Here is a 13,120-nt window from a genome sequence, read left to right as displayed (position 1 = left end):
CGCGGGGCAGGCCCGAGCGCCGGTTCCGGGCATGCCGAAGGCGCCCGTGGCGGGTGGTGCGGTGAAGGGTGGGGGGCGAGGAGCCCCTGACGTGGAGGGCCGCTCAGGCGGCTACTCGGTGTAGGCCGATGCGGAGGGTTCCTCGGAGTCCAGTGCGGACGGAGGTGCCGTCGTCGGTGTCGGGGAGGGCGGCGGCGCGGGCGGCGTCGTGCCGGTCCGGCTCTCGGAGGCCGTGGCGGTCGGCGTGGGGTCGGCAGGCGGGGTCGTCGTCCCGGAGGGGGTGATGTCGCCGGTGGTGGTCGCGGGCAGGGACGTCTCGGGCTGCAGGGTCGGAGTCGGGCTCGTCGCCGACGGCTCGGTCGTCGGCGTGCTGTCCGGTGAGGTCGTAGGGCTCGTCGCCGGCTGCGGCCGGGGATCGGCGGGCTGGGCGCGGGTGAGCAGGTTGGGCAGCAGGGCCAGCGCGACACTGAGTCCGGCCACCGCCACGGCGGAGCCGCCCGCCTTCCACAGCAACCGCGACCTGCGGCGGGTCCTGATGCCCGCGTGCAGCCGCTGCCGGTGCTCGGGCTCGTAGGGGGTGTGCTGCTGGGTGTCGCGCATCAGCCGCGACAGGTCCCGCTCGAAGTCGTCCATCGGTTCTCCTTTCATGTCATGGGCCTGACGGCGTCGGACAGGATCTGGCGGAGCCGTGCGACTCCGCGTGACGCATGGGACCGGGCGGTGCCCACCGGGCAGCCCAGAGCCTGTGCGACCTGGGCCTCGGGCAGGTCCTCGTAGTAGCGCAGCACCACCGCCGCCCGTTGCTTGGGCGACAGCTGGGCCAGCGCCCCCTCCAGCCGCGAACGCTCCGCGACGGCGGACGACACATCGACCGGACCGGCCCGGTCGGGCAGCTGCTCCACCGGACGCTCCCCCCACCAGCGCCGCCGCGCCGAGCGGGCCGCCAGCCGTACCAGCACCGTGCGGACGTACGCCTCCGGAGCCTGGTCGGCGATCTTCGGCCAGGCGAACCACAGCTTGACCAACGCCTCCTGCACCAGATCCTCGGCACGCTGCCGGTCGCCCCCCGTGAGCAGACGCGCGACATGGAGCAGCGTCGACCAACGGGCGGCCGCGAACTCGTCGAAGCCGTCCGCCCGAACCTGCTCCATCCTCACCGTCCTGCGTCTCAGTGGCCCCCTACACCACTCAAAAGACGCTGGCCCCCGCTCCACGATGCACGTGAAACCTGTGATCCACCTCACGTCTGTGTTCGTCCGCCGGTCCCGGCCGTCACCTCACGCCTCTGCTGCCGGTCCCGGACATGGCAGAAGGGCCCGTGCACACGCACGGGCCCTTCTGCCAGGGTTTTCGCGGCCACGCCGGCCGCCGGCCACGGGGTCAGCCGCCGCCCGGGCCGCCGCTGCCGAACGAACCGCTGCTGCCCTCGTTCCAGCGCGGGCGCTCCTGCGACGCGCTCGTCCGGTCGCTCATGGTGCCGTGACCCTTCAGCTGGTGCGGGGTCAGGCGCTCGTCGCTCCGGGGGACCTCCTCGGGCTCGCGGCGCTCACTCGTCTCGCGGACCGGGCCCCCCTCGGGCAGCCGCGGCTGCTCGTCCGGGCGCGGCGTGGGCAGCTCCCTGCGCTTGACGCGCACGCCGAGGACGAAAGCCCCCAGCAGCAGGGCCACGACCACCACACCCGCCACGACCAGCCCGATGCCGACGGCGCCACTGCCCGCGGCCATCTCCATCCATGCGCTATTCATGGCACGCGGGTACCCCTGGTCCCCTTCGTGAACCTGCCGGGCACGCGCGCCCGCCGCACCGCACGGAACACCGGGAAACCCCGGGTTTGACCGGGGCCGACCGGGGCTACCCGCGCGGTGTGACTTCGACGACATCCCAGCAGGAGCTGTTCCGGTTCCTGGAGGACCGTTTCGCTTGTGCGCAGGCGTGCACGGAGTGCGCGCGGGCGTGCGCGCTGCGCGCAAGCCTCGTGGATCCCGACGGCACCGAGAACCAGGAACTCGTACGACGCAAGGGCATCATGTGCGCGGAGGTCTGCGACGCGACCTGCCGTGTGCTGTCCGAGCAGAACCAGGTGGACGAGATCACCATCCGAGTCCAGGTGGAGTGGTGCCGGACCGTGTGCCTGGAGGCCGCCCACGTCTTCGACCGGCAACCGGGAGCGGAGGACTCGGCGGCGGCGTGCCGCGCCTGCGCACGGGCGTGCACGGACTTCCTCGCCACGCTGAACTGACCGACGCCATTCACAATTTCTGAAACACGTTCTACGGTGTGCGCCGACAGGACCGGCCTTGGGAGCCTGGAGGCGCCGTGCACCTCGAATACACGCCCGAGCAGCAGCGGCTGCGCACCGAACTGCGGTCCTACTTCGCCGAACTCGTCCCGGACCACGCCTACGCCCGGCACGGCGACCCGGCCGCCCAGAAGCGGTTCTACCGCGAGACCATCCGCAGGCTCGGCGCGGACGGCTGGCTCGGGGTGGGCTGGCCGAAGGAGTACGGCGGGCGCGGCCTGACGGCCATGGAGCAGTTCATCTTCTTCGACGAGGCGGCCCAGGCCGGCGTCCCGCTGCCGCTGATGGCGCTGAACACCGTCGGCCCGACGATCATGCAGTACGGCACCGACGAGCAGAAGGCGTACTTCCTGCCCAAGATCCTCTCCGGCGAGATCGACTTCGCCATCGGCTACAGCGAGCCCGGCGCGGGCACCGACCTCGCGTCCTTGCGCACCAGGGCGGTGCGGGAGGGCGACGCGTACGTCGTCGACGGCCAGAAGATCTGGACGACCAACGGGGACACGGCCGACTGGGTGTGGCTGGCGGTCCGCACCGACCCGGACGCCCCGCCGCACAAGGGCATCACCATGCTCCTGGTGCCGACGACCGACCCGGGCTACTCCTGCACTCTGATCAACACCCTCGCCTCGCACGACACCACCGCCAGCTACTACGAGAACGTCCGCGTCCCCGTCTCCCGCCGGGTCGGCGCCGAGAACCAGGGCTGGCGGCTGATCACCAACCAGCTCAACCACGAGCGCGTGACCCTGGCCGCCCACGGCACCATGGCGATCCGCGCCCTGCACGACGTGCAGCGCTGGGCGATGGAGACCAAGCTCGCCGACGGCCGCCGCGTCGCCGACCTGCCCTGGGTACGCCGCCTGCTGGCCCGCACCCACGCCCGGCTGGACGCGCTCAAGCTGCTCAACTGGCAGATGGTCGGTGCCGTCCAGGACGGCACCCTCACCCCCCAGGACGCCTCCGCCGTCAAGGTCTACGGCTCGGAGGCCCGGCGCGACGCCTACGCCTGGCTCATGGAGATCGTCGCGGCCCCCGGAGCCCTGAAGGAGGGCTCGGCGGGAGCGGTCCTGCACGGAGAACTCGAACGCGGCTACCGCTCGGCGGTCATCTTCACCTTCGGCGGCGGCAACAACGAGATCCAGCGGGAGATCATCTCGTGGATCGGGCTGGGGATGCCGCGGGTGCGACGCTGACGGGGCTGCGAATCCGAGCGCGGATGACTTTGTCCGCCGCACCGACGAGGTTACTGAGCGGAAAGCCGTGAGTGCCGGGGACACCGGAGCCGGCCGCGGTGCGTGGTCGCCTCAACCGGGTCCGCCCAGCATGATCTTCCACACCCGGGTCGCGACCTGCAGGTTGAGGCGGCCCTCCACGTTCGTGAGGTCATGGCCGCTGATCTCACGGATGCGCTGGAGCCGGTAGCGCAGCGTGCTGCGGTGGATCGCGAGGGATTCGGCGGTCTCGGCGTAGTTGCCGCCGCAGTCGAAGTACCGGGACAGGGTCTCCACGAGCGCCGTACGGTGCAGGCCGTCGTAGTCGATGAGGAGTCCGAGCCATTCCCGAACGAACGCCTCCAGCTCCCGGTATTCGTTTCCGGGCCCCAGGATGCGGTAGAGGCCCAGATCGTCGAAGAATGTCGTGCCGTATCGACTTCGGGACCGGCGGCGTACCTCCAGGGCACGCAGCGCCTCCTGGTAGCGGCCGGGGATACCGTCCGGGGTGTCGCAGCGGGCGCTCACCCCGATCGTCCCGTCCGGTGTTCCGGTCTCCCGGGCGAGCGTCTCGTACAAGGCGTGGTCGTGGGGGCTGCCCTCGGCGACCAGGACGACGTGGTCGGAACGCCGAGTCACCAGCGACGGCATGCCCGCGGCCGTAGCCGCCCGGCCCACGGTCCTCGCGAAAGCGTCGTCCGAGGCCCGGTTCCTCCACTGCACGACGACCACGTACTGGATGCGGTGCAGGTCGTGTCCGAACGCCTCGGACCGGGCGTAGGCGCTCGCCTCGTCCGTGCCCCCCAGAAGATCGTCGACCAGTTCGCGGCGCAGTCGCAGCTCCACCTCCGCCAGATGGCGCAGGTGCGACAGTTCCAGGGCGAGTGACGTGGCGGCGTGCTCCAGCGCGAACACGGTGTACTCGTCGGCGTCTCCCTGGGGATCGACCAGGGCCAGCACTCCGAGGACCTCGCCGCGGGGGCGTACCAGGGAGATCAGCCGGTCCTTGATGCGCACGGGCCCGCCTGTCCGGGCTACCCCCTGGAGCATCTCCGCATGGCGTGCGGGGTCCGGTTCCGGATAGGGGTCGGGCCGGCCGGGACCGGTCCAGGACCGCAGTCGGCCGAATCGGTCCTCCACCAGCACGGGAAATCCGGTGAGCTCATGCAGTGCGCTGGTGATGGCCTCCTCGCCGCCGCCCGTGGCCGCGACCTCGGCGAGGGCCTCGTGCACGGCCCGCTGATATCCCAGGTCGACCACGAGGGAGATCAGCCGCCGTTGGAAGGCTGCCCGCTCCCGTCGCAGTCGGTGCAACTCCAGGGCGTCTTCCTGCTGGCGGCGATGCGCGACGGCGACCGACAGGGCCGCGGCGGTGAGGCGTACGAGCGTGACGAGCAGCAAGTGCTGGGCCTCGGTGGGCCGGGAGCGAGACGTCACCACAAGGTAGCCGTGCAGTCCACCGGGTCCGTGCAGGGCCAAGGCCTTGCCCCTGGACCGGCCGGGAACGGTCACGGGGACGTCCCGCCCTGTCAGCTCTACCACCGTCCGGTCGACGGCTGACGCATGACCCGGCCCGACCTGCGGGCTGGGGACCATGTGGCCGTGCACCATGAGGTATCCGGCCTCGGCTCTGTACGGGCCGACAGCCGATACATGGCCCATGGCCAGGCGCAGGATCTCGCTTTCGTCCCGAGCGTCGAACAGGGCGCGAGAGACTGCCGGCAGCTTGCGGGACGCCAGGGTGGAAAGGGGCGGGCGAGACCCTCTCCGCGAGATCGTGGGGTGCTGGCCCAGACGGCCCGGCGGAAGGCTGCCTTCCCGGTCGGGACAGCGTCGGTACCCGCTCCGGCCCCTGCAGCCGGCCATGGGATTACTCCCTTCCCTGAGCCTTCAGAGAGGTGACACCGCCCCTTCCCCTACGCCTTCCCCGACCAATTTACCCGAGATGTCCGGATCTGAGTCTCGTGCTCGCGGGGGGACGGGCTCCGTCGTTCTTTGACCTGCCGGGTGCAGGCGTAGAGCTGCTCGTTTCGCGAGTCTGGGGCGTGCCGGGGGCCGTCGTGCACACCGGCAGGAAGGACTGGGCGATGAGCGAGCAGCCTCGTAGACCCGTTGCCACGTACGAGACGTACCAGGAAGCCGAACGCGCCGTCGACCACCTCTCGGACCAGGGGTTTCCCGTACAGAGAGTGGCCATCATCGGCCAGGACGTCCGCCTCGTCGAGCAGGTCGTCGGCCGCATGGACTATGGCAGGGCTGCCCTGCACGGAGCGGCGAGCGGGGCCCTTCCCGGAGCCTTGATCGGCTGGCTCTTCGGACTGGTCGACTGGGTGGACCCGCTCGTCTCCGCCCTGCTCGTCGCCCTCTACGGCCTGATTTTCGGAGCGATCGTGGGCGCGCTGTTCGGCCTGCTGCTGTACGCCCTGCAGGGCGGACGCCGGGACTTCGCCTCCGTCCGCTCGATGCAGCCCAGCCGGTACGACGTCGTCGTGGACGAAGCGGTCGCCGATGAGGCGGTACGGCTGCTCGACGGGTTGCGGAGCGCCCGTGCCGGTGGACGTCCGGCCCATACCTGAACGATCGGATCCGCAGTGTCGGCGCTTGCCGCCGCACGGGAGGAGTTCCTCATGGCCAAGGCAGTGGGCATCGACCTGGGCACCACGAACTCGGTGATCGCCGTGTGGGAGGGCGGCGAACCTTCCGTCGTGCCCAACACCGAGGGCAACCGCACGACACCGTCCGTGGTGGCCTTCACCGACACCGGGGAACGGCTGGTGGGCCAGTTGGCCCGGCGCCAGGCGATCCTCAATCCCAAGGGCACCATCTACTCGGCCAAGCGGTTCATCGGCCGGCACTTCGACGAGATCCCGGACGAGGCCAGAGCGGTGGCGTACGACGTCGTCGAGGGTCCGGGCGGTGTCGCCCGCTTCAAGGTGCGCGACAAGCTCTATGCGCCCGAGGAGATCAGCGCCCAGGTGCTGCGCAAACTCGCCGACGACGCGTCAAAGCAGCTCGGGGAACGGGTCACGGAGGCGGTCATCACCGTGCCCGCCTACTTCAACGACGCCCAGCGCACCGCCACCAAGGACGCCGGGCGGATCGCCGGACTGGAGGTGCTGCGGATCATCAACGAGCCGACCGCGGCCGCCCTCGCGTACGGCATGGACAAGAAGCAGCACGAGACGGTGCTGGTCTTCGACCTCGGCGGCGGCACGTTCGACGTGAGCATCCTCGACGTGGGCGACGGCGTGGTGGAGGTGCGTTCCACGGCGGGCGACAGTCACCTGGGCGGTGACGACTTCGACCGGCGTCTGGTGGATCACCTCGCGGACGACTCCCAGAAGGAGAACGGCATCGATCTGCGCAAGGATCCGCAGGCCCTGCAGCGCCTGTTCGAGGCGGCGGAGAAGGCCAAGACCGAGCTGAGTTCGGTGACGCAGACGCAGGTCAGCCTGCCGTTCATCACCGCCGATGCCGCGGGCCCCAAGCACCTCACCGACTCGGTCATGCGGTCCACGTTCGAGCAGATCACCAGCGACCTGGTGGAGCGGTGCCTGGAACCGGTCCAGCAGGCCATGGCCGACGCCAAGGTCGGCGAGAGCGACATCGACGAGGTCATCCTCGTCGGCGGTTCCACCCGCATCCCCGCCGTCCAGGCCCTCGTGCGCCGGCTGACCGGCGGCAAGGAACCCAACATGAGCGTCAACCCCGACGAGGTCGTGGCCCTGGGCGCCGCGATTCAGGCCGGGGTGCTCAAGGGCGAGGTCAAGGACGTCCTGCTGCTCGATGTCACGCCCCTGTCGCTGGGTGTCGAGACACGCGGCGGAGTGATGACGAAGATCATCGAGCGGAACACCACCATCCCCGTCCGCCGCAGCGAGACCTTCTCCACCGCCGAGGACAACCAGCCCGCCGTCGACATCGTCGTCCTCCAGGGCGAGCGCGAACGGGCCGCCGACAACCGGGTGCTCGGCCGCTTCCAGCTCACCGACATCCGTCCGGCGCCGCGCGGCGAACCGCAGGTCGAGGTCACCTTCGACATCGACGCCAACGGCATTCTCAACGTCAAGGCCCGAGACCGGGACACCGGCAAGGAACAGGGCATCACCATCACCGAGAGCTCCAACCTCGACCGGAGCGAGGTCGAGCGCATGGTCCAGGAGGCCGAGCGCAACCAGGGCCAGGACCAGGCCCTGCGCGAGGCCGTCGACGCCCGCAACGAGCTCGACGCCGTCGCCTATCAGGTCGACAAGCGCCTCGCCGAGCTGGGCGACGCGGCACCCGCGCACGAGAAGGCACGGGCCGAGATGCTGGTGTCGGATGCCCGGGCGGCGGTCAAGGAGGAGGCGGGCGTGGAGCGGGTGCGGCCCCTGACCTCCGAACTCCAGCAGGTGCTGTCAGGGCTGTCGGCGCATCAGGGCGGCGCCACCGCGGGCGGTCCCGATCAGGACACCACCGAGGGCGGCGCGACCAGTGGCGGTGGCGGTGACGACGACGTCATCGATGCCGAGTTCGACAAGGACTGAGGAACCGCCATGCCGATCCACCCCAGGGAATCCGACCCGGCCGTGCCGGACCCGGCCGACCCGGCTCCGGAGGGCACCGTACGCCCTCCCCGAGGGGATCTTCCGCGCTCGGGCCCGCCGACCGGGCCGGGGCCTGACACGGACGAAGATCCCGGCCCCGACGCGGCCGGCGGCCCCGCACCGTCCGAGGACGAGCACACGGCCGAGCTCAAGGAACTCGAGGACCGCTGGCGGCGCGCGCTCGCCGACCTCGACAACCTCCGCAAGCGCCACGCCAGGGAACTGGAACGGGAGCGGACGTCCGAGCGGTCCCGCACGGCCGCCGCCTTCCTGCCCGTCCTGGACAACCTCGAACTTGCCCTGACCCATGCCGGATCCGACCCCGGCGCGATCGTCGAGGGCGTCCGGGCCGTTCGCGACCAGGCGGTGAACGTCCTCGAACTGCTCGGCTACCCGCGGCACGCGGAGACCGGCGTCGCCTTCGACCCGGCCCGGCACGAGGTCGTCGGCGTCGTCCAGGACCCCGACGCCCCACCGGGCACGGTCGTCGAGGTGCTCCGCCCGGGCTACGGGGACGGTGAACGCCAGCTCAGGCCCGCCGCCGTGACTGTCGCGAAGCGGGAGTGACCGGTCATGGCACAGGACTTCTACGAGGTGCTGGGCGTGTCACGGACCGCCGGCCAGGACGAGATTCAGCAGGCATATCGCAAACTCGCCCGCAAGTACCACCCCGACGTCAACAAGGACCCGGGGGCGGAGGAACGCTTCAAGGACCTCAACGAGGCGTACAGCGTCCTGTCGGACCCCAAGACACGGGCCCGTTACGACCGCTTCGGCGAGGACTTCCGGCAGGTCCCCGAGGACTGGGAGGAGCGGGTCGGTGCCGGCGCGGGACCCGGCGGCGGCTTCCGCGCTCGGAGGACCGCAGGCGCGGGCGGCCCCCATGTCCGGTACACCGGCTTCGGCGACGACTTCGCAGCGGGGGGCGTCGACATCGAGGACCTGCTCGGCTCGCTCTTCGGAGCGGGCGCCGCCCCCGGCGGTGTACCGGGAGCCGACCAGGAGGCCGAGCTGCCGCTCACCGTCGAGGAGGCGTACAGGGGCGGCCGCCGCACCGTCACGCTCGGCGGCCCCACCGGGCAGCCGCGGCGGTACGAGGTCGACGTACCGTCCGGCGTCACCGACGGGCAGCGCATCCGCCTGGCGGGTGAGGGCGGCCGGGGCAGTGGTGACGCCGCCGCGGGGGATCTGTATCTGCGGGTGCGTATCCAACCGCACCCTCGGTTCCGGCTGGACGGCCGGGACGTGTATGTGCAGCTTCCGGTCACTCCCTGGGAGGCCGCGCTGGGTGCGACGGTTCCGGTGCCCACCCCCGGCGGCGGCACGGCCAAGGTCACGGTGCCCGCGGGCTCGTCCAGTGGCCGGCGGCTGCGGCTGCGCGGGGAGGGCATGCCGAACCCGCGCGGTGCCGACGGCAACCTCTACGCCGAACTCCGCGTCATGGTGCCGCCCAAGCTCAGCGACCGGGAGCGCGAGCTGTTCGAGGAGCTCGCCGCCACCTCTTCGTACGACCCCAGGAGGACGTGATGAGCGACCGACCCTCATGGGCGGCCACCGGCGGTCGGACCGCCCGGGCCGACGCGGGCGGGCGTCCCGTACGGACGAGCGCCGGCTCCACGGCGGTGCGGTACGCGCTCGTCCCCGTGCCCAGGCTTTCCCTGGACACCGTGGCCCGCCGCTCGGGCCTCCACCCCGACCTGGTCCGCCGGTTCGTCGCCCTCGGCCTGGTCGACGCCGAACGCGACGCCGCGGGGCACCTCGTGTTCGACCCCGCGGCCCCGGCGATCCTCGCCCGCGTCCAGCGGCTGCGCTCCGGACTCTGCCTCAACTACGCATCCATCGGTCTGGTGCTCGACCTGCTCGACCGCATCAGCCTGCTCGAAGCCGCACTGCGCGACCGCGGCAGGAGGAGTGACTCACCCCCATGGACATGAACCGTCTCACCCAGAAGTCACAGGAAGCCCTCCAGGAGGCGCAGACCGCCGCCGTCCGCATGGGCCAGACCGAGGTCGACGGTGAGCATCTGCTGCTCGCGCTCCTCGACCAGGAGGACGGCCTGATCCCGAGGCTGCTGCAACAGGCGGGCAGGGAGCCCGAGGAGCTCCGTGCGGCTGTGCGTGAGGAGCTTTCCCGCCGGCCCAAGGTGACCGGCCCGGGCGCGGCGCCGGGCCAGGTGTTCGTCACCCAGCGCCTGTCCCGGCTGCTGGACGCGGCCGAGCGGGAGGCCAAACGCCTCAAGGACGAGTACGTGTCCGTGGAGCACCTTTTGCTGGCGCTGGCCGAGGAGGGCTCGTCCACCGCCGCCGGACGGCTGCTCAAGGAGCACGGCATCACCCGGGACTCGTTCCTGAGCGCGCTGACCCAGGTCCGTGGCAACCAGCGCGTGACCTCGGCCAACCCCGAAGTGGCCTACGAGGCGCTGGAGAAGTACGGCCGCGACCTGGTCGCCGAGGCCAGGGACGGCAAACTCGACCCGGTCATCGGCCGGGACGCCGAGATCCGCCGCGTCACCCAGATCCTCAGCCGCAAGTCCAAGAACAACCCGGTCCTCATCGGCGACCCCGGCGTCGGCAAGACCGCCATCGTCGAGGGCCTCGCCCAGCGCATCGTCCGCGGCGATGTACCCGAAGGACTGCGCGACAAGACCGTGTTCGCACTCGACATGGGATCCCTGGTGGCCGGGGCGAAGTACCGCGGCGAGTTCGAGGAACGCCTCAAGGCCGTGCTGTCCGAGGTGAAGGCCGCCCAGGGGTACATCCTTCTCTTCGTCGACGAACTCCACACCGTCGTAGGCGCGGGTGCCGCCGAAGGAGCCATGGACGCGGGCAACATGCTCAAGCCGATGCTCGCCCGCGGCGAACTCCACATGATCGGTGCCACCACCCTCGACGAGTACCGTAAGCACATCGAGAAGGACGCCGCCCTCGAACGCCGCTTCCAGCAGGTCCTGGTCGAAGAGCCGAGCGTGGAGGACACCATCTCCATCCTGCGCGGACTGCGCGAACGCCTGGAAATCTTCCACGGCGTGAAGATCCAGGACACCGCGCTGGTATCCGCGGCCACCCTCAGCCACCGCTACATCACCGATCGGTTCCTGCCCGACAAGGCCATCGACCTCGTCGACGAGGCGTGCGCCCGGCTGCGTACCGAGATCGACTCGATGCCCGCCGAACTCGACGAGATCACTCGCCGCGTCACCCGTCTGGAGATCGAGGAGGCCGCCCTCTCCAAGGAGACCGACCCGGCCAGCAAAACCCGCCTGGAGGAGCTGCGCAGGGAACTGGCCGACCTGCGCGGCGAGGCCGATGCCAAGCACGCCCAGTGGGAGGCCGAACGGCAGGCCATCCGCCGCGTGCAGGAGCTGCGCCAGGAACTGGAGCAGGTCCGCCACGAGGCGGAGGAGGCAGAACGCGCCTACGACCTCAACCGCGCTGCCGAACTCCGCTACGGCCGCCTCCAGGACCTGGAGCGCCGGCTCGCCGCAGAGGAGGAGCAACTGGCTGCGAAGCAAGGGGAGAACCGGCTGCTGCGCGAGGTCGTCACGGAGGAGGAGATCGCCGAGATCGTCGCCGCCTGGACCGGCGTCCCCGTCGCCCGCCTCCAGGAGGGCGAACGCGAGAAGCTGCTGCGCCTCGACGAGATCCTGCGCGAGCGCGTCATCGGCCAGGACGAGGCCGTTCAGCTCGTCGCCGACGCCATCATCCGTGCCCGTTCCGGCATCCGGGATCCGCGCCGCCCCATCGGCTCGTTCATCTTCCTCGGCCCCACCGGCGTCGGGAAGACCGAGCTGGCCAAGACCCTCGCCCGCGCCCTGTTCGACTCCGAGGAGAACATGGTCCGCCTCGACATGAGCGAGTACCAGGAGCGGCACACCGTCAGCCGGCTGATGGGGGCCCCGCCCGGGTACATCGGCTACGAGGAAGGCGGACAGCTCACCGAGGCCGTACGCCGCAAGCCGTACTCGGTCGTGCTGTTCGACGAGATCGAGAAGGCGCACACCGATGTCTTCAACACCCTGCTGCAGATCCTCGACGACGGCCGCATCACCGACGCCCAGGGCCGCACCGTCGACTTCCGCAACACCGTGATCATCATGACGTCCAACATCGGCTCCGAGCACCTCCTCGACGGCGCCACCGCCGAGGGTGAGATCAAGCCGGACGCCCGCGCCCTGGTGATGGGTGAGTTGCGCGGGCACTTCCGTCCGGAATTCCTCAACCGCGTCGACGACATCGTGCTGTTCAAGCCGCTCGGTGAGCGGCAGATCGAGCGGATTGTGGAGCTGCAGTTCGACGAGCTGCGGAAGCGGGTCGCCGAGCGCCGCATCACCGTCGAACTCACCGACGCGGCAAGGGAGGTGATCGCCCATCAAGGCTACGACCCGGTGTACGGGGCCCGGCCGCTGCGGCGTTACATCTCGCACGAGGTCGAGACGCTGGTCGGGCGCGCCCTGCTGCGCGGCGACGTCCAGGACGGCGCGAACGTGCGCGTCGACGCCGAGCACGGAGAACTGGTCGTCACCTACGACCAGCCCGAGGACGTGAAGGGAGCAAGGGCGGCATGAGTACCGTGCAAGCGACCAACGTCACCTGCCCGCACTGCGGGCGCACCAACCGGCTGCCCGTGGCCGCCGAGGGACGCCCCAGGTGCGCCAACTGCAAGCAGCCTCTGCCATGGATGGCCGACGCGGGCGACGACGACTTCACCGAGGTCGTCGAGCAGGCCACCGTACCCGTCGTCGTCGACCTGTGGGCCACCTGGTGCGGCCCCTGCCGCATGGTGAGCCCCGCGCTGGAGAAGGTCGCCGCCGATCTCGCGGGAAAGATCAAGCTGGTCAAGGTCGACATCGACAAGAACCCGCGCCTGGCGCAGCGGTTCGAGGTCCAGGCGGTACCGACGCTGTTGGTCCTCGACAGAGGGCACACCATCGCCCGGCAGGCGGGTGCCGCACCTGCCCCCGCCCTGCAGCGGTGGGTGGAGCAGTCGATCGCGGGCCGCGAACCGGCCGGGAAAGGGTGAT

General features: G+C 70.7%; 13 protein-coding genes. 9 read left to right on the top strand and 4 right to left on the bottom strand.

Going from position 1 to position 13,120, the window contains the following annotated elements:
• Positions 1–111 precede the first annotated feature (111 nt).
• The 3 genes from IE153_RS24230 to IE153_RS24220 form a co-directional block, all read right to left on the bottom strand.
• Entirely contained in the window at positions 112–633 is a 522-nt protein-coding gene (locus IE153_RS24230) for a cellulase (protein ID WP_189591925.1), read from the bottom strand.
• Positions 634–644: 11 nt separating this feature from the next.
• Positions 645–1,151 (bottom strand): SigE family RNA polymerase sigma factor, encoded by a 507-nt coding sequence (locus IE153_RS24225; protein ID WP_189591924.1) that lies wholly within the window; start codon positions 1,149–1,151, stop codon positions 645–647.
• Positions 1,152–1,380: 229 nt separating this feature from the next.
• Positions 1,381–1,746, bottom strand: coding sequence for a DUF6479 family protein (locus IE153_RS24220; RefSeq protein ID WP_189591923.1), 366 nt, complete (start codon positions 1,744–1,746; stop codon positions 1,381–1,383).
• Between the two features lie 119 nt (positions 1,747–1,865).
• Between IE153_RS24220 and IE153_RS24215 the strand changes: the two genes are divergently transcribed.
• Together IE153_RS24215 and IE153_RS24210 are read left to right on the top strand one after the other, a co-directional pair.
• Positions 1,866–2,240 (top strand): four-helix bundle copper-binding protein, encoded by a 375-nt coding sequence (locus tag IE153_RS24215; protein ID WP_189591922.1) that lies wholly within the window; start codon positions 1,866–1,868, stop codon positions 2,238–2,240.
• Between the two features lie 77 nt (positions 2,241–2,317).
• The gene (locus IE153_RS24210; RefSeq protein WP_189591921.1) at positions 2,318–3,496 is read left to right on the top strand and encodes an acyl-CoA dehydrogenase family protein; all 1,179 of its coding nucleotides are present in this window, start codon (positions 2,318–2,320) and stop codon (positions 3,494–3,496) included.
• Between the two features lie 111 nt (positions 3,497–3,607).
• Here IE153_RS24210 and IE153_RS24205 read toward each other — a convergent pair whose 3' ends face one another.
• A complete protein-coding gene (locus IE153_RS24205) occupies positions 3,608–5,380 on the bottom strand; it encodes a PucR family transcriptional regulator (protein WP_189591920.1) in 1,773 nt (590 codons plus the stop codon).
• 221 nt (positions 5,381–5,601) lie between these two features.
• On the opposite strand from IE153_RS24205, the gene IE153_RS24200 reads away from it, so the two are divergent.
• The 7 genes from IE153_RS24200 to trxA are packed head-to-tail and all read left to right on the top strand — an operon-like array spanning position 5,602 to position 13,119.
• Positions 5,602–6,090, top strand: coding sequence for a general stress protein (locus tag IE153_RS24200; protein WP_189591919.1), 489 nt, complete (start codon positions 5,602–5,604; stop codon positions 6,088–6,090).
• Positions 6,091–6,141: 51 nt separating this feature from the next.
• Complete coding sequence (gene dnaK / locus IE153_RS24195) at positions 6,142–8,040, top strand: molecular chaperone DnaK (RefSeq protein ID WP_189591918.1); 1,899 nt, start codon at positions 6,142–6,144, stop codon at positions 8,038–8,040.
• Positions 8,041–8,049: 9 nt separating this feature from the next.
• Entirely contained in the window at positions 8,050–8,667 is a 618-nt protein-coding gene (locus IE153_RS24190) for a nucleotide exchange factor GrpE (RefSeq protein WP_189591917.1), read from the top strand.
• Between the two features lie 6 nt (positions 8,668–8,673).
• Positions 8,674–9,627, top strand: a complete 954-nt coding sequence (locus IE153_RS24185; RefSeq protein ID WP_189591916.1) for a DnaJ C-terminal domain-containing protein — start codon at positions 8,674–8,676, stop codon at positions 9,625–9,627.
• On the top strand, positions 9,627–10,034 hold the full coding sequence (locus IE153_RS24180; RefSeq protein ID WP_189591915.1) for a chaperone modulator CbpM: 408 nt from the start codon (positions 9,627–9,629) through the stop codon (positions 10,032–10,034). The genes IE153_RS24185 and IE153_RS24180 overlap by 1 nt, the downstream gene beginning before the upstream one ends.
• A complete protein-coding gene (gene clpB, locus IE153_RS24175; RefSeq protein WP_189591914.1) occupies positions 10,025–12,664 on the top strand; it encodes an ATP-dependent chaperone ClpB in 2,640 nt (879 codons plus the stop codon). Before IE153_RS24180 ends, clpB begins: the two co-directional genes overlap by 10 nt.
• Positions 12,661–13,119 carry a thioredoxin gene (gene trxA / locus IE153_RS24170; RefSeq protein WP_189591913.1) on the top strand — a complete coding sequence of 153 codons (459 nt, stop codon included), beginning with the start codon at positions 12,661–12,663 and terminating at the stop codon, positions 13,117–13,119. The genes clpB and trxA overlap by 4 nt, the downstream gene beginning before the upstream one ends.
• Position 13,120: the final 1 nt, after the last annotated feature.

The organism is Streptomyces massasporeus (assembly GCF_014648995.1).
In the GTDB taxonomy this organism is placed as follows: Bacteria; Actinomycetota; Actinomycetes; order Streptomycetales; family Streptomycetaceae; genus Streptomyces; species Streptomyces massasporeus.
Note: the sequence above shows the minus strand (reverse complement) of the source record. Positions and strands in the feature narration are given on the sequence as shown.

Bases quoted from the DNA above. Each gene is read 5' to 3' on its own strand.
- IE153_RS24230 (WP_189591925.1), bottom strand. From the start codon at position 633: ATGGACGACTTCGAGCGGGACCTGTCGCGGCTGATGCGCGACACCCAG.
- IE153_RS24225 (WP_189591924.1), bottom strand. From the start codon at position 1,151: ATGGAGCAGGTTCGGGCGGACGGCTTCGACGAGTTCGCGGCCGCCCGT.
- IE153_RS24220 (WP_189591923.1), bottom strand. From the start codon at position 1,746: ATGAATAGCGCATGGATGGAGATGGCCGCGGGCAGTGGCGCCGTCGGC.
- IE153_RS24205 (WP_189591920.1), bottom strand. From the start codon at position 5,380: ATGGCCGGCTGCAGGGGCCGGAGCGGGTACCGACGCTGTCCCGACCGG.
- IE153_RS24200 (WP_189591919.1), top strand. From the start codon at position 5,602: ATGAGCGAGCAGCCTCGTAGACCCGTTGCCACGTACGAGACGTACCAG.
- dnaK (WP_189591918.1), top strand. From the start codon at position 6,142: ATGGCCAAGGCAGTGGGCATCGACCTGGGCACCACGAACTCGGTGATC.
- IE153_RS24190 (WP_189591917.1), top strand. From the start codon at position 8,050: ATGCCGATCCACCCCAGGGAATCCGACCCGGCCGTGCCGGACCCGGCC.
- IE153_RS24185 (WP_189591916.1), top strand. From the start codon at position 8,674: ATGGCACAGGACTTCTACGAGGTGCTGGGCGTGTCACGGACCGCCGGC.
- IE153_RS24180 (WP_189591915.1), top strand. From the start codon at position 9,627: ATGAGCGACCGACCCTCATGGGCGGCCACCGGCGGTCGGACCGCCCGG.
- clpB (WP_189591914.1), top strand. From the start codon at position 10,025: ATGGACATGAACCGTCTCACCCAGAAGTCACAGGAAGCCCTCCAGGAG.
- trxA (WP_189591913.1), top strand. From the start codon at position 12,661: ATGAGTACCGTGCAAGCGACCAACGTCACCTGCCCGCACTGCGGGCGC.